We start from the raw sequence: 20137 nt of genomic DNA on the forward strand, positions 1-20137 counted from the left end.
AAAAACGGCATTCATGCGGGATAATCAGGGATGGTGTGCGGGAAATCGTGGGACAAAAAAGAAAAACGCACCATGCGAGTGCATGATGCGCGTCACAAATGCATTCTGTTAGAAAAATGCCTGTCTCTGGTGCATCAGGCGGTCAAAGCATCGTCCTGAGCGCTGGCGGCCAGTTCTTCCCCGGCCAACTGTAGTTGATACATCTGCCAGTAACGCCCTTTTGCTTCAAGCAGTTGCTGATGCGTTCCCTGTTCTACCGCCTGCCCACGATGAAGCACCATGATGGTGTCCGCTTCGACGATAGTCGATAAACGGTGAGCAATCACCACCAGCGTGGTGTGTTGACGCACGGCGGCCAGCGCCTGCTGGATAGCGCGCTCGGTGCCGGAGTCGATATTGGCGGTCGCTTCGTCGAGAATCAGCACCTGCGGGGTATCAACCAACACGCGAGCCAGCGCGAGCAGCTGTTTCTGCCCAACCGAAAGGTTATTGCCCTGCTCGCCAAGATGGGTATAGATACCGTCGCTCATGCTGCGCGCCAGCTCCGCCAGTTGCACCGTTTCCAGCACCTGCCAGACCTGCGCCTCACTGATATCACGCCCCAGCGTGACGTTGGCAAAGAACGAATCCGCCAGCACCACTGGGTCCTGCTGCACCACGGCGATCCCCTGGCGCAGCACCTGATGACTCAGGCTCGACAATGGACGACCGCCGAGGCGAATCTCCCCTGCGTTCGGCGGATAATAGCCCATCAGCAGGCTGGCCAGCGTACTCTTGCCGCTGCCAGTATGCCCGACCAGCGCCACAAAGCTCCGCGCCGGAATCGACAGCGAGATATTTTGCAGCACCATTTTGTCGCCACGGTAGGCAAACGACACGTTATCAATATCAATGTCACCGTTGGCTAACGGCGCAATATCCTCGCCGTACTGCTGGCGCGGACGATCCATCAGCTCAAAGACGCGCTCCCCGGCGACCACCGCCTGTTGCAGCATTGACTGCTGGGTGGTCAGTTCAATCAACGGTTCGTTCAGACGCCCCAGGTAGCTAATAAAGGCGTACAGCACCCCCACCTCAATCGTTCCCTGCGCGCTAAAGCCGAACAACATCAGTAGCCCACAGAGGATCAGCGAGGAAAACAGGCTCAGCAGCGGGCGCAGCAGGAAGCCGTCCAGCCGCAGGGTTTGCATACGCGCCAGATAGTGTGAACGGCTGACCTCGCCAATACGCTCGCCAAAGCGCACCTGCTGGCGAAACTGCTGGATCACACTCATGCCGTTGATCACTTCGTTAAAACCATCGTTGATGTCGGCAAGATACGCACGCACGCGGCGTACAATCGGCGTGCTGTAACGCTGATAAATCACCATCACCGTCATGACCGCCGGGAAAATGACAATCGCCACCAGCGCCATGCGCCAGTCGAGGCTGAACATGGCGACCAGCATGGCGCCAATCAGCGCCGCGCTGCGCAGCACCGTAGCCACCACGGTCACGTAAAGGTCACGAATCACTTCGGTGTCGTTGGTTACCCGCGAAATAAGCTGACCAACCGGCTGGGTATCAAATTCGCTTAGCGGCTGGCGCAGCGCGGCATCCATCACGTCGGTTCGCAGCTGCTGCACCACGCCGACCGCCGCCCGGTTAAACAGCAGCGACTGGCTATAGTGCAGCGTCGCGGCCAACAGTTGCAGGCCAATATAGGCCGCCGCAAGACCAGCCACTTTCCCCCACGGCAAAATGTCTTTCGCCACCATATTATCGATAAAATAGCTGATCAACAGCGGCCCGCTCACTTCAGCGGCAGCCGCCACCCACAACATCGCCACGGCAATCGACAGCGGCTTACGCCACGGCGAGCCGTAGGCCAGCAGCCGTTTTAAGGTTGGCCACAGTTGCCCGAAACTACGCATTCACTTCCTCCGGTTTCTCTTCTTCCGGCGCGTCGTTCAGCGCGGCTTCCAGCTGTTGATAACGGTACATATCACGATACCAGCCCGCCTGCGCCGCCAGCTGTTCATGCTGCCCGTGCTGGGCAATATGCCCATGCTGCATCACGATGATCTCGCTGGCGTCAGTCAGCGCCGATAAGCGATGGGCGCTGATAATGACTGTCCGCCCTTCGCCCCACTGACGCAGGTTATGCAATATTTGATGCTCAGTACGGCCATCAACCGCCGACAGCGCGTCGTCGAGAATCAGGATTTCAGCGTCCAGCAGCAGCGCGCGAGCAATCGAAATGCGCTGTTTTTGCCCGCCGGAGAGCATCACGCCACGCTCGCCCACTTCGGTGTCGTAACCCTGTGGCAGACGCAGAATATCTTCATGCACGCAGGCCAGCTTCGCCGCGCGTTCAATTTCTTCCTGCGTGGCGCTCGGGCAGCCCAATGCGATATTGCTGGCCACCGTATCGGAAAACAGGAACGGCGTCTGGCTGACGACCGCCAGACGGCTGCGCCAGGCATCGAGCTGAAGCTGGCGTAGAGGAATATCGTGGAAACGGATCTCACCGTCATCCACGTCGAAGTGGCGCTGAATCAGCGCCAGAATAGTCGATTTCCCAGAGCCGGTCGGCCCGCAGATGCCCAGCATTTGCCCCGGTTTCAGCGTGACGTTAACCTCCTCAAGGGTCGGCTTGTCGGTTTGCGGGTAGCTAAAGCGGTGTATCGCCAGCGCGAGCGTACCGCGCCCTTCCGGCACCGGCTGGACGCCATCGTTAACCACCGGCGCTTCCGCCAGCAAAGTGCGAATGCGGCTATAGGCTGCGCTGCCGCGCTCGACGATGTTGAACATCCACGCCAGCGCCAACATCGGCCAAATCATCAACCCAAGGTACATCATAAAACTGGTCAACTGGCCGAGCGTCAGATCGCCCTGCATCACCATCCAGCTACCGCCGGCAATCGCCAGCAGGTTCGCCATGCCGATAGCAATATAAATCGTCGGGTCAAAGCGCGCGTCGATACGCGCGACGCGCATGTTTTTCACCCCGGTGTCCGCCGCGTCGGCGGCAAACTGCGCAGACTGCCGGTCTTCAAGGCCGAAGGCTTTGATCATGCGAATGCTGGTCAGGCTTTCCTGGGTGCGATCGTTAAGGCTGGAGAACGCCGCCTGCGCCACTTTAAAGCGCTCGTGCAGCAGATCGCCGTAGCGATGGATAACCAGCGCCATAATCGGCATCGGCACCAGCGCTAATAATGTCAGCTGCCAGCTGAGCTGGGTGGACATCACGATCAGCACCGCGCAGCCCATCACCAGCGAGTCCACCAGCGTCAGCACGCCTTCCCCGGCGGCGAAGACCACGCGGTCAACATCGTTGGTGGCCCGCGCCATCAGGTCGCCGGTACGGTGGCGCAGATAGAATTCCGGATGCTGGCGGCTGAGCTGACGATAGAAATCTTCACGTAGTTCGACGGCCAACTGGTAGGATGCCCCAAACAGCAGCACGCGCCAGACGTAGCGCAGCAGATAGACCACCACGGCAATCAGAACCATAGTGCCAATCCACATCATCAGCTTACCGGCGGTGAAGTGGTGTTGCGTCACGCCATCAACCACGATCCCCACGACTTTTGGCGGAATCAGTTGGAGAATGGCAATGATAATTAGCAGGGCCACGGCGCCGAGATAGCGACGCCATTCCCGACGAAAGTACCAGCTAAGTTGAGCAAATAATCGCACGCAGTAAAATTCCAGAGATAGAGTTATTCGATGGGAAGTGCTGTGGTGTATTTAATCTGTTCCATCGCAAAGCTTGAGGTGACGTCCGACAGTCCGGGGACGCGATTCACCAGGCTTTTGTAAAAATCATCGTAGCGTTTCATGTCCGCAACCTGCACGCGCATCAGGTAATCATATTCCCCGGCCATACGCCAGAAGCCGAGCACCTCAGGCATTTGCGTCACTTCGCTGACAAACAGGCTGTACCAGTCGCTGCTGTGATGCTGGGTTTTAATCAGGACGAACGCCGTCAACCCTAAACCGAGTTTTTCCGGATCCAGCAGCGCCACACGCCCGAGCAGCACGCCGTCATCTTCCAGCCGTTTGAGCCGTTTCCAGCATGGCGTGGTGGTCAGATTAACGGCATCCGCTAACGCCTGCAAAGAGAGCGTGCAGTCATTCTGCAGCAAGGAGAGCAGCTTACGGTCAATTTTATCTAACATTACCTTCACCGAGAGAAAAATTTTCTCTCTTAATTGTATTTTAAAGGTCAGATAGCAACAATTTTTTCTGCCGTTTTCGCTAAGCTGGGCACAAAATGACAAACGGAAAAATGATGATGAATAGCACCTGGGTCAAAAATGCCATTAGCGAAATTAACGCCGATTATCAACGCAGCGCCGATACGCATCTGATTCGTTTGTCGCTGCCCGCTTTCCCCGGTATTCAGCTGTATCTGAAAGATGAAAGCACCCATCCCACTGGCAGCCTGAAGCACCGCCTGGCGCGTTCGCTGTTCCTCTATGGGCTGTGCAACGGCTGGATTCAGGAAGGCACGACGATTATTGAATCCTCTTCCGGTTCCACTGCGGTGTCCGAAGCCTATTTTGCCCGCCTGCTGGGGCTGCCGTTTATTGCGGTCATGCCTGCCTGTACGGCGAAACGGAAAATCGAGCAAATTGAATTCTACGGCGGCCGCTGCCATTTCGTGGAGAGCGCCTGTGAAATCTACGCCGCATCGGAAAAACTGGCCCGCGAGCTGAACGGCCATTATATGGATCAATTCACCTACGCTGAACGCGCCACCGACTGGCGCGGCAACAATAATATTGCCGACAGCATTTTCCGCCAGATGTCTCACGAACCGAATCCGGTGCCGTCATGGGTGGTGATGAGCGCGGGCACCGGTGGCACCTCCGCCACCATTGGTCGCTACATTCGCTGCCAGGGTTACGACACGCGACTGCTGGTCGTCGATCCGGAAAATTCAGTCTTCCTCGACTACTGGCAGCACCGCGACGCCAGCCTACGCGGCAGCGTCGGCAGTAAAATCGAGGGTATTGGACGCCCGCGCGTCGAACCGTCGTTTATCCCGGACGTCGTCGATGACATGCTGCGCGTGCCGGACGCCGCCAGCATCGCCACCGCGCAGTGGCTGGAAACCCAGTTGGGCCGCAAAGTGGGCGCTTCCACCGGCACCAATATGTGGGGCGCGATGCAGCTGGCTGCGCAAATGCGCGCCGAAGGGAAACGCGGTTCGATCGTCACACTGCTGTGCGACAGCGGCGAGCGCTATCTCGATACCTATTACAACGCCGAATGGGTGGCGACTAATATCGGCGATATCGCGCCGTGGCGTCGTGAAATCGAGCGGCTGATCGCCCAATAAAAAAAGCCCGACATCATGAGATGCCGGGCTTGCTGGTAAGTCTCTCTATTCGGGGGAATAAGGTAGATTTGGTGTATCCAGCCAATGCGTTAAATAGTGGGAAACCGCCTGGTTGTTGCAGTTTCCGATAACCGGCAGATGAGGCAGCGCCGCTTTAAGCTGCCCCATTGCGTTGCCCATGATCACGCCCCGGCCCACCAGCCCCAGCATTTCACGGTCGTTCATGGCATCGCCAAAGGCCATGCACTCTTCCATGCCGACGCCAAGATGGTCGCTCAGCACCTTCAGCGCCGCGCCTTTATTGCTGCCACGCGGCAGCACCTCCAGACAGTCTATCGCTGAAAAACAGATATCGGCGCGATCATCCAGTGCTTCTGTGAGTTGAATACGCAGGCGGCAGAGATCGTCGTGATCGCCACAGAAACAAATTTTGGTCACCTGATGCGCCGGGATCCGCCGCAGATCGCGCAGTTGGTAGGAGAAACCGCTATACACATGCGCCTTGAGTAATTCCGGGATCTCGCGCCCGGTAAACCAGCCGTTATCGTTAAAAACGTGCATACTGGCTTTGGTATCCCAGTAGGAATGCAGCACCTGCTCGGCGACGTCTGCAGCAAGGTCGCTGCGGTACAGCACTTCGCCCTGTTGGGTATGAATGCGCGTCCCGTTACCGGTAATTAAATATGCGTTCAGCGAAAGCGTGTCGACCAGCGGACGCATCTCCAGCACATGACGTCCGGTAGCAAAAGTCAGCGTAATTTGCCGTTCGCGTAGCCGTTTCAGTACCGCAACGGTTCTCTCGCCTAAACGATGGTCTGGCATCAACAGTGTGCCATCCATATCAAACGCCGCCAGTCTTGCCATGATTTATCCCACCTGTGATCGCTCTCTCTTGTCAGTCAGTATCTGCTGGGATATACGGAAGTAATACTGAATACTTCATTTTTATTGTTCCGGGTTTATATGCGACTGTTAAATCGTTTAAATCAGTTCCAGCGTCTGTGGCTGCCCTCGCAGGGTGACGATCAGCAGGTGACCATTGCCGAGCTGGCCGCCCGCTGTTTTTGCAGCGAGCGCCATGTGCGCACGCTGCTGCGTCAGGCGCAGGAGGCCGGGTGGCTTAGCTGGCAGGCGCAGTCCGGTCGCGGTAAGCGTGGTCAGCTACGTTTTCACACCACGCCGGAGACGCTGCGTAATGAGATGATGGAGACCGCGCTCAACCGTGGGGAACAGCACAATGCGCTGGAACTTGCGCAAATTGCCCCGGTTGAGCTGCGGGCGCTACTGCATCCGTTTCTCGGCGGTCAGTGGCAAAACAACACGCCGACGCTGCGTATTCCCTACTATCGCCCGCTGGAACCACTGCATCCCGGCTTCCTCGCCGGGCGTGCAGAGCAACATCTGGCCGGACAGATCTATTCAGGCTTGACCCGCTTCAATCACGAAGCCTCTCAGCCGCAGGGGGATTTGGCTCACCACTGGTCGGTTTCTCCGGACGGGCTGCACTGGCAGTTTTACATTCGCTCGACGCTGCACTGGCACAACGGTGACGCCGTCGAGACGGAACAGCTACGCCGCCGTCTGCTGATGCTCTTCGAACTACCGGAGCTGGCAAAGCTGTTCGCCAGCGTGAAAGAAATTACCCAAACCCACCCTCAGTGTTTGAGCTTTATCCTGCATCGCCCGGACTATTGGCTACCGCACCGGCTGGCCAGCTACTGCAGCGTGCTGGCGCATCCGGACGACCCGGTGCAAGGGACCGGCCCCTTTATGCTGAAGATCTTCGAGCCAGAACTGGTCCGTATTGAGAGTCACCATCGCTATCATCAAAGCCATCCGCTGCTCCAGGCGATCGAGTACTGGATCACGCCACAGTTGTTCGAGCAAGGACTCGGCACCAGCTGCCAGCATCCGGTGCAGATAGCCATCGGCAAGCCGGAAGAGTTGGCTGAACTACGGTTAGTCAGCCACAGTATTAGCCTCGGTTTTTGCTATCTGGCGTTGCGTCAGAGCCCACGACTGAGCATGGCGCAGGCGCAGCGGGTCATCGCGCTGATTCACCGCTCCGGCCTGCTGCAAAGCCTGCCGCTAGGCGAAAACCTGATAACACCAAGCGAAGAGATGCTGCCTGGCTGGGATATCCCGTTGGTGCCGGAAGACGATGAGGTCACCCTGCCTTCCCGCCTCACTCTGCTCTATCACCTGCCGGTCGAACTGCATACGATGGCAGAGGAGTTGAAAATCGCACTCGCACGGCAAGGCTGCGAATTAACGGTGCTGTTCTATGATGCCAAAAGCTGGACCGGTTGCCCCCACCTCCCCCAGGCCGACCTGTTTATGGGCGACAGGCTCATCGGCGAGATGCCGGAATATGCGCTGGAACAATGGCTACGCTGCGACGCGCTGTGGCCGGCGCTGTTTACCGATTCACAGGCTGCCCGCGTGCAGTCGGCGCTGGATGAAGCGCAGGCGTTGCCGGATGACGGCCTGCGAATTGCCGCGCTGAAGCGTATTTTTACGCGCTTAATGAGTGACGCCATCCTGACGCCGCTGTTTAACTATCAGTACCAGGTTAGCGCGCCGCCGGGGGTTAACGGCATTCGCCTTAACGCCCGCGGCTGGTTCGATTTTAGCGCGGCCTGGCTGCCGCCCACCGTGCGGTGAAGAAGCTGGTCGCCGCGCCGCACAGGCGTTACCATAGCGGCTTTCAGATTCACAGACAGGAAAAACCATGAAACGTGCCGTTGTCGTCTTTAGCGGTGGACAAGACTCCACTACATGCCTGGTGCAGGCGCTGCATCAATATGATGAAGTGCACTGCGTCACGTTTGATTATGGTCAGCGCCACCGCGCCGAAATTGACGTCGCCAGCGAACTGGCCTTAAAGCTAGGCGCCCGCGCGCACAAGGTGCTGGACGTCACTCTGTTGAACGAACTGGCGGTCAGCAGCCTGACCCGCGACAGCATTCCGGTACCGGACTATGAGCCCAGTGCCGATGGCATTCCCAACACCTTCGTGCCGGGGCGCAATATTCTGTTCCTGACGCTAACGGCGATTTACGCTTATCAGGTGCAGGCAGAAGCGGTCATTACCGGCGTGTGCGAAACCGACTTCTCCGGCTATCCGGATTGCCGCGACGAATTCGTGAAGGCCCTGAACCATGCGGTGAGCTTAGGGATGGCGAAAGATATTCGTTTTGAAACGCCGCTGATGTGGCTGGACAAAGCGCAGACCTGGGCGTTGGCGGACTACTGGGGCAAGCTAGATCTGGTGCGCAGCGAGACGCTGACCTGCTACAACGGCATTAAGGGCGATGGCTGCGGCCACTGCGCGGCCTGTCATCTTCGCGCCAACGGGTTAAATCATTATCTGGCGGATAAGCCGGGCGTGATGGCCGCGATGAAACAAAAAACCGGACTGAAATAAGTCTTGAGACATTATCGATAAAACAGGATGCCAGGCCGGATAAGGCAACGCCGCCATCCGGCAACTGCGCTGCGCAGCCTGATGGCGCTTAGCTCATCAGGCCTACGAATTACGCTACCTTCAGTCTCAACACATTACTCAACCATTGCTTCCAGATGCTGCCGCAACTCACCTTCTAACGGCAGCGCCTTCTGGGTTTTCAGATCGATACACACAAAGGTGATCAGCGCATCGGCCACCACCTGGCCTTCCGGATTTAGCGTCACCACCTGGCTGAGTACGCCGCTTTTGCCGTTTAGCTGCTCCACTTTGCTGGTCACCGTCAGCACGTCGCCCAGCACCGCCGGGCGGCGGTAGTTGATGTTGATATTCACCACCACAAAGGCAATGTGGTGCGCGCTCATCCACTGGAACCCCGCGCTATTTTCCAGCCCGTCCCAGCGGGCCTCTTCCAGAAACTCCAGATAGCGGGCGTTGTTAACGTGCTGGTACACGTCCAGGTGATAACCGCGAACTTTGATTTGTGTCTGCATAGCGCCATAGCCTTGTTATTTTAAATTATGAATAGAGTCAGAGGTCACACCACTGGTATGACCTCTTTAGTCTGGCAAATTTTCAGCCGAGTGCAAACCGTCAAAGCAAATTAAAGCGTGAGGTGCGCCAGATTCCTCTCAACCAGCGAGCTGCCCATTCCCGGTACTTGTTTAAGATCGTCCAGCGTTTTGAAGGGGCCATACTCCTCGCGATAGCTGACGATGGCCTGCGCCTTCTTCAAGCCGACGCCATTCATCGCCTGGGCCAGCGCTTCGGCTGACGCCGTATTGATGCTCACCCTGGTACCTTCATCCGCTGCGTTCTTGTTCCCCGACACGGCCTTCGCCTGTGTATCCGGCGCGGCGCTCACGCTGCTCTGCGCTGCTGGCGTTTTTGCCGCCGCTGTCTGGGCGGCCTGCGTGCTGAAACTGACTCCGGCACAGGCCATAACGGCGGCGATAACACACAGTTTGATTCCACGTTTCATATTGATGTCTCCTTATTGGTTAATGACCAGAGCACCATAACGAGCGGCGGAAGACCGTGCAAAAGGCGGATTTTAAATGTGGAAAAGGCCGCGAAAGCGGCCTTTGGTATGTTCATCGCATTACAAATTTATGCGAGGCGAGTTCCGATTATTGCTGCTGGTCGATGATATCGCCGAGCTTAATCTTCGCGGATTTACGCAGGTTGTTCATCATCGCTTCGAAAGCGATCTGGGCATTGTTCTGGGTAATCCCCTGCACCATCGCTTTTTTCTGCGCTTCCGGCATTTCGCCTGCTTTCACTTCGTCCAGCGCCAGCAGAACCACATTGCCCTGCATATCGTTGCCGATACCGAAGCTTGGTTTATCTTTCTGCGGCAGCGGCAGTGAGAAGGCCGCCTGGCTCAGCGGATCCTGACCCGCGCGGCTCAGCGTTTTACTGGCGCTAAAGCTCAGACCCGCCGCTTTCATCGCCTCGTCACCTTTACCGTCTTTCAGCGCCACCAGCAGCTTCTCAGCGTCCAGTTTCGCCTGCTGTTCAGCTTTGTTGTGCTTAACGATATCGGTCACCTGCGCTTTCACGTCGGCCAGCGGTTTCACCGCTTCGGCTTTGTGCTCGCTCACGCGCAGTACGAAGGCGCGATCGCCATCGACGGTAATAATATCGGAGTTGCTGCCCGGCATGCCGTTCTCGCCAACCAGACCGCCGTTAAAGATAGCGTCGGCTACCGGTTTGAAGTTCAGCTCAGCGGGCAGGTTATTACGGTCAAACCAGCCGGTTTCGACAGCTTTAACACCTGCCGCCTGCTCTGCGCCTGCCAGGGAGTCGTTATCGTTGCTCGCCGCGTCGCTCACTTTCTGCTGCAGGGCATAGAATGCGTCGAGCGCTTTTTCCTGCTTCACTTTGTCGGCAATGTCCTTACGTACGTCCGCCAGCGGTTTTACCACCGCAGGCTGAACGTCATCCAGACGTGCGACCAGGAAGCCAACAGAAGATTTAATCACCCCAGACAGCTGGCCTTTCTCTTTCAGCCCGGCATTTTTCAGTTCGTCAGGGGTCGTCGAGGCTTCCAGCCAGCCCATATCACCGCCGTTACGTGCAGAGATAATATCGGCAGACTTGGTTTTCGCCAGTTCAGCGAAGTCAGCGCCTTTGTTCAGCTCGTCCAGCACGGCTTTCGCTTCCGCTTCAGTTTTAGTCTGAATCACGCTGTAGCGGTCACGCTGCGGCTGAGTGAACTGATCCTGATGCTGGTCGTAGTAAGACTGGATATCGTCGTCAGAGACGTCCTGACTCATTGCCGCTGCATCCAGCTTGATGTAGCTAACGCGGAACTGTTCCGGCGCCACGAACTGACCTTTGTTTTGTTCGTAGTAGCTGGAAATTTCCTGATCGCTCACCTGCTGTTTTGCCGCCAGTGCGTTGACGTCGATGGTCGCTTCACGTACCAGGCGCTGCTGGGATACCAGCGCCGCCAACTGGTCGGTTTCGCCCGGCAGCATGAAGTCGGTGCCTGCAACGGCGTTAATCAACTGCTGAGTGGTTAATTGGTTACGCAGCGCCTGAGCATACTGGTCAGGCGTCATGCCCATCTGATTCACCAGCGAGGTATAGCGGGTGTTATCAAATTTGCCGTCGTTCTGGAACGCCGGGGTAGCAAAAATCGCTTTACGCACCTGCTCATCGCTGATGCCAAGACCTAAGTCTTTCGCATACTGGTCCAGCAGCGCTTCGTCAATCAGGCGGTTCAGAACCTGCTGACGCATTGTTTTGATGTAGTTTTCGTTGGCCGCCAGCTCGGAGAACTGATCGCCCAGCTGTTGCTGCATACGGTTACGTTCGCTGGCAACGGCATTTTCAAACTGGCCGCGGCCGATTTCCTGGCCATTCACTTTCGCGGCAAAATTATTGTTACCGCCAATCAGGTAACCACTCACGCCGGTCAAAATGAACGACACGATAATGAGACCGAAAATGACTTTGATCACGACACTGTTAGCTGCCGTGCGTAAATTGTCCATCATGGTGTAACAACACTCCGCTGTAGGTGACTTTTATACCTCGTGCAGCATACCACGTGTGGCCGCTGCGCGTGAGGGCGTATTTTGACAAGAAACCGGGGCGGTTGTCAGCACAGACCGCATATAAACGCTTAAAAGTACGCAATAAGCCATAAAAAAAGGCACATCAGATGATGCGCCCTTGTACTTTGCCACATTCCCTTAGCGGGAAAGCGATCAGTTTACCGCGTCTTTCAGTGCTTTACCTGCACGGAAGCCTGGTACTTTCGCGGCAGCGATAGTGATCTCTTTACCGGTCTGAGGGTTGCGGCCAGTACGGGCAGCACGCTCTTTAACAGCAAAGGTACCAAAACCTACCAGCGCAACGTCATCCCCAGCTTGCAGAGATTCAGTAACAGAAGCAATTAAAGCATCTAACGCACGTCCAGCTGCAGCTTTGGAGATATCCGCGCCAGCAGCAATTTTGTCAATCAGTTGAGATTTGTTCACTGTTCTCTTCCTCTCTTTATTATTTATATCGCACCTGAATCCTTCAGGGTGCGATCGCGGAGCAGTTATATCAGGACTCCCATGCCCTTACAACACCCGTTGTCGACGACACACCTGCCAGCCGTCTAAATTAGCGAGACAAAAAAAGGCTGGCAAGTCAGTTTACGCTTGCCAGCCCGCTTTTTATTAACGCTCTTTGCGCGAGGTCACTATTTTGCGGTTACAACCTGCATGCCGGTCGGCTCATTTTGCAGCGCAAGGGACAGAACTTCCTCAATTCGTTTCACCGGGTGAATGTCCAGATCCGCCAGAACGTTGTCCGGAATCTCTTCCAGATCGCGTTTGTTCTCATCAGGAATCAGAACAGTCTTAATGCCGCCACGGTGTGCTGCGAGCAGTTTTTCCTTCAGACCACCGATCGGCAGCACCTGGCCACGCAGGGTGATTTCACCCGTCATCGCCACGTCTGCACGCACCGGGTTGCCGGTCAGGCAGGAAACCAGCGCGGTACACATCGCGATACCGGCACTCGGGCCGTCTTTCGGCGTTGCCCCTTCCGGCACGTGAACGTGAATGTCGCGTTTTTCGTAGAAATCCGGGTTGATACCCAGTTTTTCCGCGCGCGCGCGCACCACGGTCAGCGCTGCCTGAATGGACTCCTGCATCACTTCACCCAACGAACCGGTGTAAGTCAGCTTGCCTTTACCCGGTACGCAGGCGGTTTCGATGGTCAGCAGGTCGCCGCCCACTTCCGTCCACGCTAGGCCGGTCACCTGACCCACGCGGTTTTCGTCGTCGGCGCGACCGTAGTCAAAGCGCTGAACGCCGAGGTAATCGTGCAGATTGTCGCCGTTAATCTCGATGTGCTTCAGCTCTTTGTCGAGCAGCAGTTGTTTAACTGCTTTGCGGCACAGTTTCGAAATTTCACGTTCCAGGCTACGGACACCCGCTTCACGCGTGTAGTAACGGATGATGCCGACGATTGCGCTGTCGTCCACCGTCAATTCGCCTTTTTTCAGGGCGTTACGCTCAATCTGCTTCGGCAGCAGGTGGCGTTTGGCAATGTTCAGCTTTTCATCTTCGGTATAGCCGGACAGACGAATCACTTCCATACGATCCAGCAGCGGCGCCGGAATATTCATGGAGTTCGAGGTCGCCACAAACATCACGTCGCTGAGATCGTAGTCCACTTCCAGGTAGTGATCGCTGAACGCCACGTTCTGCTCGGGATCCAGCACTTCAAGCAGTGCGGACGCCGGATCGCCACGCATGTCAGAAGACATTTTGTCGATCTCATCAAGCAGGAACAGCGGGTTTTTAACGCCCACTTTGGCCATTTTCTGGATCAGTTTGCCCGGCATCGAGCCAATATAGGTACGACGGTGGCCGCGGATTTCCGCTTCATCACGCACGCCGCCCAGCGCCATACGGATGTATTTGCGACCGGTTGCCTTAGCGATAGACTGACCCAGAGAGGTTTTACCTACCCCCGGCGGCCCTACCAGGCACAGAATCGGCCCCTTGATTTTGTTCACACGGCTTTGGACCGCGAGATACTCAAGGATGCGGTCTTTCACGCGTTCCAGACCGTAGTGGTCGGTATCGAGGATTTCCTGCGCCTGGCGAAGGTCTTTTTTGACCTTGCTGCGCGCGTTCCACGGCACCTGCACCATCCAGTCGATATAGCCGCGTACCACGGTCGCTTCCGCTGACATCGGTGACATCATTTTCAGCTTCTGCAGTTCGGCTTCGGTTTTTTCTTTCGCCTCTTTCGGCATTTTCGCCGCGTCGATCTTACGCTTCAGCGCTTCGTTTTCGTCCGGCGCGTCATCCATCTCGCCGAGCTCTTTCTGAATGGCTTTCATTTGCTCGTTCAGATAGTACTCACGCTGCGATTTTTCCATCTGCTTTTTCACGCGGTTGCGAATACGCTTCTCAACCTGCAGCAGATCGATTTCCGACTCCATCATCGCCATCAGGTATTCCAGGCGTTCGTTGATGTCGGACATCTCGAGAACGGACTGCTTATCTGACAGCTTCAGCGGCATATGCGCAGCGATGGTGTCCGCCAGACGCGCTGGATCGTCGATGCTGTTCAGCGACGTCAGCACTTCCGGTGGAATTTTCTTGTTCAGCTTGATATAGCCTTCAAACTGACCGATTGCCGTACGCACCAGCACTTCCTGCTCGCGCTCTTCAATCTCCGGCGATTCCAGATACTCCGCCTTCGCCGAGAAGTGCTCGCCGTTATCAGACAGCGTGGTGATACGCGCGCGCTGAAGGCCTTCAACCAGTACTTTGACCGTACCGTCAGGCAGTTTCAGCATTTGCAAAATAGAGGCCACGGTCCCGACGGTGAAAAGATCGTTTACACCCGGCTCATCCGTTGAAGCGTCTTTCTGGGCGACCAGCATGATTTTTTTATCATGATCCATGGCCGCTTCCAGACAACGGATAGATTTTTCCCGCCCTACAAATAAGGGAATGACCATGTGCGGATAAACCACCACATCGCGCAACGGCAATACGGGGATTTCAATGCGTTCAGAACGCTCAGGATTCATAGAGCTCTCTCTTAGTTTAGTGTCCGCCAGGTAAACTGGTCATGCGACTGTGCTTCACACAACCATTAACATGTAACCAGTATATGGGGATGTATTCCACACATTCAACGCTATGAATACGGAAAAATAAAAGGGGAGATAAAATCCCCCCTTTTTGATTAACTGATTGTATGAACTGGTGAATTATTCGCCAGATGCCTGCTGCGCTTCCGGCTTGCCGTAAATCAGCAGCGGCTCGCCTTGACCGGCAATGACCGACTCGTCGATGACCACTTTCTCAACGTCTTCCATGGAAGGCAGATCGTACATGGTTTCGAGCAGCGCGGCTTCCACGATGGAACGCAGGCCACGGGCGCCGGTTTTACGCGCCATGGCTTTCTTGGCGATAGCGTCCAGCGCTTCATCACGGAATTCCAGATCCACACCTTCGAGGTTGAACAGCGCCTGGTACTGCTTAGTCAGGGCGTTTTTCGGCTCTTTGAGGATCTGAATCAGCGCTTCTTCGCTTAACTCAGTCAGCGTTGCTACCACCGGCAGACGACCGATAAACTCAGGGATCAGACCAAATTTGATCAGATCTTCCGGCTCAACCTGGCTCAGCAGTTCGCCTTCGCTGGCTTTATCCGTTTTCGATTTCACCGTCGCGCCAAAGCCAATACCCGAACCGGTTTCAACGCGGTTACCGATCACTTTATCCAGACCGGCAAACGCGCCGCCGCAGATGAAGAGGATCTTCGAGGTATCAACCTGCAGGAATTCCTGCTGCGGATGCTTACGTCCGCCCTGCGGCGGAACGGCCGCTACGGTGCCTTCAATCAGCTTCAGCAGCGCCTGCTGTACGCCTTCGCCGGACACGTCGCGGGTAATCGACGGGTTGTCAGATTTACGGGAAATCTTGTCAATTTCATCGATGTAAACAATACCGCGCTGCGCTTTCTGTACGTCGTAGTCGCACTTCTGCAGCAGTTTCTGAATAATGTTTTCAACGTCTTCACCCACGTAACCCGCTTCGGTCAGGGTGGTGGCGTCCGCCATGGTGAACGGAACGTCCAGCAGGCGAGCCAGCGTTTCTGCCAGCAGGGTTTTACCGGAACCGGTTGGGCCGATCAGCAGAATGTTACTTTTGCCAAGCTCAACGCCGTTGTTGGTATCACCGTTACGCAGACGTTTGTAGTGGTTGTAGACCGCAACGGCCAGCACCTTTTTCGCCTGTTCCTGACCGATAACATAGTCATCTAAGTGGTGGCGAATTTCGTGTGGCGTCGGCAGAGCACTGCGTTCACGATGCGGCGCCACTTCTTTAATCTCTTCGCGAATGATGTCGTTACATAAGTCGACGCATTCGTCGCAGATATACACGGATGGGCCGGCGATGAGCTTACGCACTTCGTGCTGGCTTTTGCCGCAAAAAGAGCAGTACAACAGTTTGCCCGAGCCATCTTTGCGTTTATCTGTCATGAGTCAAAACCTCTTTTTAAGTTCTTTGTGCCGCATATGACGACGCAAATGCCATTCTTAAGCGCAAGCTGCTACGCAAGCGTTGTGCCGCCCTTAGTATTATATACCGTGCAGCGGCACGTGCCGTCATGACATTAGTTACGTTGACTCAAAATTGAGTCAACCAGGCCATACTCGACGGCTTCAGAAGCGGACAGGAAGCGGTCACGTTCAGTGTCGCTTTCGATCTGCTCCAGAGACTTGCCGGTATGGTGCGCCATAAGCTCATTCATACGTCCTTTCACCTTCAGGATCTCACGGGCGTGGATTTCGATATCCGTCGCCTGGCCCTGATAACCGCCCAGCGGTTGGTGAATCATCACGCGGGAGTTCGGCAAGCAGAAGCGCTTACCTTTTGCGCCTGCGGTCAGCAGGAACGCGCCCATCGACGCCGCTTGCCCCATACAGATGGTGCTGACGTCCGGCTTGATGAACTGCATGGTGTCATAAATAGACATCCCAGCCGTAATCACGCCACCTGGGGAGTTGATGTACAGGTAAATGTCTTTTTCCGGGTTTTCCGCTTCCAGAAACAGCATTTGCGCCACAATCAGGTTCGCCATGTGGTCTTCCACCTGGCCGGTCAGAAAGATGACACGCTCTTTAAGCAGACGGGAGTAGATATCAAAAGAACGTTCGCCACGGGAGGTCTGTTCAATGACCATCGGCACCAGGGCCATGTGGGGTGCAAAGTTATCTCGTTCGCCACTGTATGACATTTCCGTCTCCTGGATAATAAATAAAATAGCCACAGCTTTCTGATTATAGAGATGCGGCGAGTGATTCGTTCCCCCAGTAATGGGTACGATCTTACCCTATTTCAAGCATAACAATATTTTGTTGTTACGCTAACACCCAAACGGCGTTTTATCATGTCAGCTTTACTTATCGCTGCAATAAAAAAAAACCCGTCACCAAAAGGCAACGGGTTTTTCTCAAAACCGTAAACCGGGAAGCGAAATTACGCCTGCTGGTTCATCAGTTCGTTGAAGGAAGTTGCTTTTTCAGTCACTTTCGCTTTTTCCAGAACCGCTTCAACAGCCTGTTCTTCCAGAGCGACGCTGCGCATGTTTTCCATCAGCTCTTTGTTTTTGCTGTAGAATTCAATAACTTCTTTCGGATCTTCGTAGGCGGAAGCCATTTCTTCGATCAGGGTAGCAACGCGTGCTTCGTCAGCTTTCAGCTCGTGGGTACGAATCACTTCGCCCAGCAGCAGGCCAACAACAACGCGGCGTTTCGCCTGCTCCTCGAACAGTTCGCGCGGCAGTTCCATCGCTTGCTGCTGGTTGCCACCGAAACGCTGAGCAGCCTGACGACGCAGAACGTCGATTTCGCTGTCGATCAGGGCAGCCGGAACGTCGATTTCGTTCGCTTTCACCAGGCCTTCGATCGCCTGAGATTTCACACGGTTACGTACCGCGCCTTTCAGCTCGCGTTCCATGTTTTTACGCACTTCAGCGCGCAGACCTTCTACGGTGCCATCTTCAACGCCGAAACGTTTGATGAATTCAGCAGTCAGTTCCGGCAGCTCACGCTCTTCAACTTTCTTCAGGGTAATCGCGAACTTAGCCGCTTTACCTTTCAGGTTTTCAGCGTGATATTCTTCCGGGAAGGTCACGTCAATGGTGAACTCTTCGCCTGCTTTGTGGCCTTTGATACCGTCTTCAAAGCCCGGGATCATACGACCCTGGCCCATCGCCAGTACGAAGTCAGTCGCTTTGCCGCCTTCGAACTCTTCGCCGTCTACGGAACCGATGAAGTCAACGGTTACGCGGTCTTCAGCGTCAACAGCGCCGTCTTTGTCTTTCCAGTTAGCCTGCTGCTTACGCAGGGTGTCCAGCATGCCGTCAACGTCGGCTTCGGTCACTTCAACAACCGGTTTTTCAACTTCGATAGCGTCCAGACCTTTCAGCTCAACTTCCGGGTACACTTCGAATTCTACTGCGTAGGTGAAGTCTTCACCCTGCTTGTATTCGCCCGGAACGTAGTTCGGTGCGCCAGCGGGATTGATCTTCTCTTTGATGATCGCATCAACAAAGTTGCGGCTCATCAGGTCACCCAGCACGTCCTGACGCACGGAAGCGCCATAACGCTGAGCAACAACATTCATCGGTACTTTACCTTTACGGAAACCGTCAATGCGTACTTTTTTCGCTACGTTGACCAGCTCGCTTTTTACAGCGGTCTCGATGCTGTCAGCAGCGATAGTAATCGTTACACGGCGGCCAAGGCCCTGAGTGGTTTCAACTGAAACTTGCATCTTGTTACCTCAAAAAAATCACAGTGCTCGGTCAACTCTGAATCATGCCTTGCAGTACTGGGACGTTCTCTTTTAATCAGAAACCATTCCCTGTAGCCAGAATCATCCCGAAGACATTCCGAAAAATAAGACGCAGCATTATAGCGGCATCACTTTTATGAGTCGAGAACGGTTATCACACGTTGCTGCGGCATTTTTCACAATTCCCGGCTAATTTTTGTCTGAATACTGTTTTTAGCGCTCAAAATTCAGACAAAACAAAACGGCCCGCAGGCCGTTTTCTCATAATCTGTACGCAACATACTGGAAAAGTTCCGCGTTGCAAATGCCTTTTCTACGCGATAGTCCCCGCGCCGCGACACGGCGGCGAGGCAAAAACGGTATCCTGTAAACCTTCCCACTCTTTACGCGTGTAGGTATGCAGTGCCAGAGCATGTACGGTGGAGGCAAACTCCTCTGTTAGGGTGCCATAGATCATTCGGTGGCGATTCAGGAAGCGTTCCCCGGTAAAGCGATCGCTCACCAGCACAACTTTAAAGTGGCTCTCTGAGCCTGCCGGTACGTTGTGGCGGTAGCTTTCATCGACAACTTCCAGGAACACAGGATCAAACGCTGCCCTTAATTTTTCTTCGATTTGTTCACGCATCATCATGATATTACTCCTCCGACAACGTTAAGATGCCGCCTATCCCTTTAAATGTTAGCCGCTTTTACTGATTCCATTACACAAAGGCAACAAAAAATTAGCGTTCGCCTCATTTTATTTGTCAAGTAGATGAAGTTAACGCCTTTTACAATCCGTTCTCATCTGAAATCCTGCCGCAAACCGCTTCTTGTTGCAGAAAAGCACCAACACGATGAAATTACATGCATTGCCTACTTCCCCTGACCGTTGGCGATGTTATGATGGCGGGAATTTTCAGTAAACAATGCGTTTGAGAACCCTAACATGTTAAAAAAAATCCTCTTCCCACTGGTAGCACTGTTTATGTTGGCAGGATGCGCAACGCCGCCGACCACCGTTGACGTGTCGCCGAAAATCACACTGCCTCAGCAGGATCCGAGCCTGATGGGCGTGACCGTCAGCATTACCGGCGCCGACCAGCGTCAGGATCAGGCGCTGGCGAAAGTCACTCGCAACAACCAGCTGGTAACCCTGACCGCTTCCCGCGACCTGCGCTTCCTGATGCAAGAAGTGCTGGAAAAACAGATGACCGCGCGTGGCTACATGATTGGCCCGAACGGTGCGGTAAACCTGCAGATCATCGTTAATCAGCTGTACGCCGACGTTTCCCAGGGTAACGTGCGTTACAACATCAATACCAAAGCGGATATTGCTATCATCGCGACCGCCGCCAACGGTAACAAGATGACCAAAAACTACCGTTCTAACTATTCCGTTGAGGGCGCGTTCCAGGCCTCCAACCAGAATATCGCCAATACCGTTGATAGCGTCCTGAGCGACACCATCGCCGATATGGCCCAGGACACCGCGATCCACGATTTCATCAAACAGAACGCCCGTTAATC

17 protein-coding genes are annotated in these 20137 nt (G+C 55.0%); 4 read left to right on the plus strand and 13 right to left on the minus strand.

The window, feature by feature from the left end; translation table 11 throughout:
- Window positions 1-134: 134 nt before the first annotated feature.
- Genes GY169_RS17855 through GY169_RS17865 form a run of 3 tightly spaced genes read right to left on the minus strand, consistent with a single transcriptional unit; the run spans window position 135 to window position 4163 of the window.
- Window positions 135-1913: a SmdB family multidrug efflux ABC transporter permease/ATP-binding protein gene (locus GY169_RS17855; RefSeq protein WP_167576480.1), complete on the minus strand. Its 1779-nt coding sequence runs from the start codon at window positions 1911-1913 to the stop codon at window positions 135-137.
- Window positions 1906-3681 carry a SmdA family multidrug ABC transporter permease/ATP-binding protein gene (locus GY169_RS17860; RefSeq protein WP_163445936.1) on the minus strand — a complete coding sequence of 592 codons (1776 nt, stop codon included), beginning with the start codon at window positions 3679-3681 and terminating at the stop codon, window positions 1906-1908. The genes GY169_RS17855 and GY169_RS17860 overlap by 8 nt, the downstream gene beginning before the upstream one ends.
- A gap of 23 nt (window positions 3682-3704) precedes the next feature.
- Window positions 3705-4163, minus strand: coding sequence for an Lrp/AsnC family transcriptional regulator (locus tag GY169_RS17865; RefSeq protein ID WP_065356870.1), 459 nt, complete (start codon window positions 4161-4163; stop codon window positions 3705-3707).
- A gap of 113 nt (window positions 4164-4276) precedes the next feature.
- Here GY169_RS17865 and GY169_RS17870 point away from each other — a divergent pair, with 113 nt between their 5' ends.
- Window positions 4277-5329 carry a PLP-dependent cysteine synthase family protein gene (locus GY169_RS17870; protein ID WP_223882181.1) on the plus strand — a complete coding sequence of 351 codons (1053 nt, stop codon included), beginning with the start codon at window positions 4277-4279 and terminating at the stop codon, window positions 5327-5329.
- Between the two features lie 45 nt (window positions 5330-5374).
- Here GY169_RS17870 and cof read toward each other — a convergent pair whose 3' ends face one another.
- Complete coding sequence (gene cof / locus GY169_RS17875; protein WP_167576481.1) at window positions 5375-6193, minus strand: HMP-PP phosphatase; 819 nt, start codon at window positions 6191-6193, stop codon at window positions 5375-5377.
- A gap of 99 nt (window positions 6194-6292) precedes the next feature.
- Between cof and GY169_RS17880 the strand changes: the two genes are divergently transcribed.
- Together GY169_RS17880 and queC are read left to right on the plus strand one after the other, a co-directional pair.
- Complete coding sequence (locus GY169_RS17880; protein ID WP_167576482.1) at window positions 6293-7993, plus strand: SgrR family transcriptional regulator; 1701 nt, start codon at window positions 6293-6295, stop codon at window positions 7991-7993.
- Window positions 7994-8060: 67 nt separating this feature from the next.
- Entirely contained in the window at window positions 8061-8756 is a 696-nt protein-coding gene (gene queC / locus GY169_RS17885) for a 7-cyano-7-deazaguanine synthase QueC (protein ID WP_167576484.1), read from the plus strand.
- A 134-nt stretch (window positions 8757-8890) separates the two neighbouring features.
- Here queC and GY169_RS17890 read toward each other — a convergent pair whose 3' ends face one another.
- The 9 genes from GY169_RS17890 to bolA all read right to left on the minus strand — a co-directional run bounded on the left by GY169_RS17890 (window position 8891) and on the right by bolA (window position 19259).
- Window positions 8891-9289 carry a YbgC/FadM family acyl-CoA thioesterase gene (locus GY169_RS17890; RefSeq protein ID WP_163445932.1) on the minus strand — a complete coding sequence of 133 codons (399 nt, stop codon included), beginning with the start codon at window positions 9287-9289 and terminating at the stop codon, window positions 8891-8893.
- A gap of 110 nt (window positions 9290-9399) precedes the next feature.
- Window positions 9400-9777, minus strand: coding sequence for a helix-hairpin-helix domain-containing protein (locus GY169_RS17895; RefSeq protein ID WP_167576486.1), 378 nt, complete (start codon window positions 9775-9777; stop codon window positions 9400-9402).
- Between the two features lie 148 nt (window positions 9778-9925).
- Window positions 9926-11800 (minus strand): peptidylprolyl isomerase, encoded by a 1875-nt coding sequence (gene ppiD, locus GY169_RS17900; RefSeq protein WP_167576488.1) that lies wholly within the window; start codon window positions 11798-11800, stop codon window positions 9926-9928.
- Between the two features lie 213 nt (window positions 11801-12013).
- Entirely contained in the window at window positions 12014-12286 is a 273-nt protein-coding gene (hupB, locus tag GY169_RS17905; RefSeq protein ID WP_002444653.1) for a nucleoid-associated protein HU-beta, read from the minus strand.
- Window positions 12287-12495: 209 nt separating this feature from the next.
- On the minus strand, window positions 12496-14850 hold the full coding sequence (lon, locus tag GY169_RS17910; protein WP_163445929.1) for an endopeptidase La: 2355 nt from the start codon (window positions 14848-14850) through the stop codon (window positions 12496-12498).
- 183 nt (window positions 14851-15033) lie between these two features.
- Window positions 15034-16308, minus strand: a complete 1275-nt coding sequence (gene clpX, locus GY169_RS17915; RefSeq protein WP_064547924.1) for an ATP-dependent protease ATP-binding subunit ClpX — start codon at window positions 16306-16308, stop codon at window positions 15034-15036.
- Between the two features lie 134 nt (window positions 16309-16442).
- Window positions 16443-17066, minus strand: a complete 624-nt coding sequence (clpP, locus tag GY169_RS17920; protein WP_035894303.1) for an ATP-dependent Clp endopeptidase proteolytic subunit ClpP — start codon at window positions 17064-17066, stop codon at window positions 16443-16445.
- Window positions 17067-17308: 242 nt separating this feature from the next.
- Window positions 17309-18607, minus strand: a complete 1299-nt coding sequence (gene tig, locus GY169_RS17925; protein ID WP_064547922.1) for a trigger factor — start codon at window positions 18605-18607, stop codon at window positions 17309-17311.
- 334 nt (window positions 18608-18941) lie between these two features.
- Complete coding sequence (gene bolA, locus GY169_RS17930; protein WP_064547920.1) at window positions 18942-19259, minus strand: transcriptional regulator BolA; 318 nt, start codon at window positions 19257-19259, stop codon at window positions 18942-18944.
- A gap of 297 nt (window positions 19260-19556) precedes the next feature.
- Here bolA and GY169_RS17935 point away from each other — a divergent pair, with 297 nt between their 5' ends.
- A complete protein-coding gene (locus GY169_RS17935) occupies window positions 19557-20135 on the plus strand; it encodes a lipoprotein (RefSeq protein WP_167576491.1) in 579 nt (192 codons plus the stop codon).
- The last annotated feature ends 2 nt before the right edge of the window (window positions 20136-20137 follow it).

The organism is Kluyvera genomosp. 3 (assembly GCF_011765685.1).
In the GTDB taxonomy this organism is placed as follows: Bacteria; Pseudomonadota; Gammaproteobacteria; order Enterobacterales; family Enterobacteriaceae; genus Kluyvera; species Kluyvera georgiana_A.

What these genes read in the sequence shown, in the direction of transcription:
- GY169_RS17855 (WP_167576480.1), bottom strand. Translation starts at nt 1,913, where the DNA reads ATGCGTAGTTTCGGGCAACTGTGGCCAACCTTAAAACGGCTGCTGGCC.
- GY169_RS17865 (WP_065356870.1), bottom strand. Translation starts at nt 4,163, where the DNA reads ATGTTAGATAAAATTGACCGTAAGCTGCTCTCCTTGCTGCAGAATGAC.
- GY169_RS17870 (WP_223882181.1), top strand. Translation starts at nt 4,277, where the DNA reads ATGATGAATAGCACCTGGGTCAAAAATGCCATTAGCGAAATTAACGCC.
- cof (WP_167576481.1), bottom strand. Translation starts at nt 6,193, where the DNA reads ATGGCAAGACTGGCGGCGTTTGATATGGATGGCACACTGTTGATGCCA.
- GY169_RS17880 (WP_167576482.1), top strand. Translation starts at nt 6,293, where the DNA reads ATGCGACTGTTAAATCGTTTAAATCAGTTCCAGCGTCTGTGGCTGCCC.
- queC (WP_167576484.1), top strand. Translation starts at nt 8,061, where the DNA reads ATGAAACGTGCCGTTGTCGTCTTTAGCGGTGGACAAGACTCCACTACA.
- GY169_RS17890 (WP_163445932.1), bottom strand. Translation starts at nt 9,289, where the DNA reads ATGCAGACACAAATCAAAGTTCGCGGTTATCACCTGGACGTGTACCAG.
- GY169_RS17895 (WP_167576486.1), bottom strand. Translation starts at nt 9,777, where the DNA reads ATGAAACGTGGAATCAAACTGTGTGTTATCGCCGCCGTTATGGCCTGT.
- ppiD (WP_167576488.1), bottom strand. Translation starts at nt 11,800, where the DNA reads ATGATGGACAATTTACGCACGGCAGCTAACAGTGTCGTGATCAAAGTC.
- lon (WP_163445929.1), bottom strand. Translation starts at nt 14,850, where the DNA reads ATGAATCCTGAGCGTTCTGAACGCATTGAAATCCCCGTATTGCCGTTG.
- clpX (WP_064547924.1), bottom strand. Translation starts at nt 16,308, where the DNA reads ATGACAGATAAACGCAAAGATGGCTCGGGCAAACTGTTGTACTGCTCT.
- clpP (WP_035894303.1), bottom strand. Translation starts at nt 17,066, where the DNA reads ATGTCATACAGTGGCGAACGAGATAACTTTGCACCCCACATGGCCCTG.
- tig (WP_064547922.1), bottom strand. Translation starts at nt 18,607, where the DNA reads ATGCAAGTTTCAGTTGAAACCACTCAGGGCCTTGGCCGCCGTGTAACG.
- bolA (WP_064547920.1), bottom strand. Translation starts at nt 19,259, where the DNA reads ATGATGATGCGTGAACAAATCGAAGAAAAATTAAGGGCAGCGTTTGAT.
- GY169_RS17935 (WP_167576491.1), top strand. Translation starts at nt 19,557, where the DNA reads ATGTTAAAAAAAATCCTCTTCCCACTGGTAGCACTGTTTATGTTGGCA.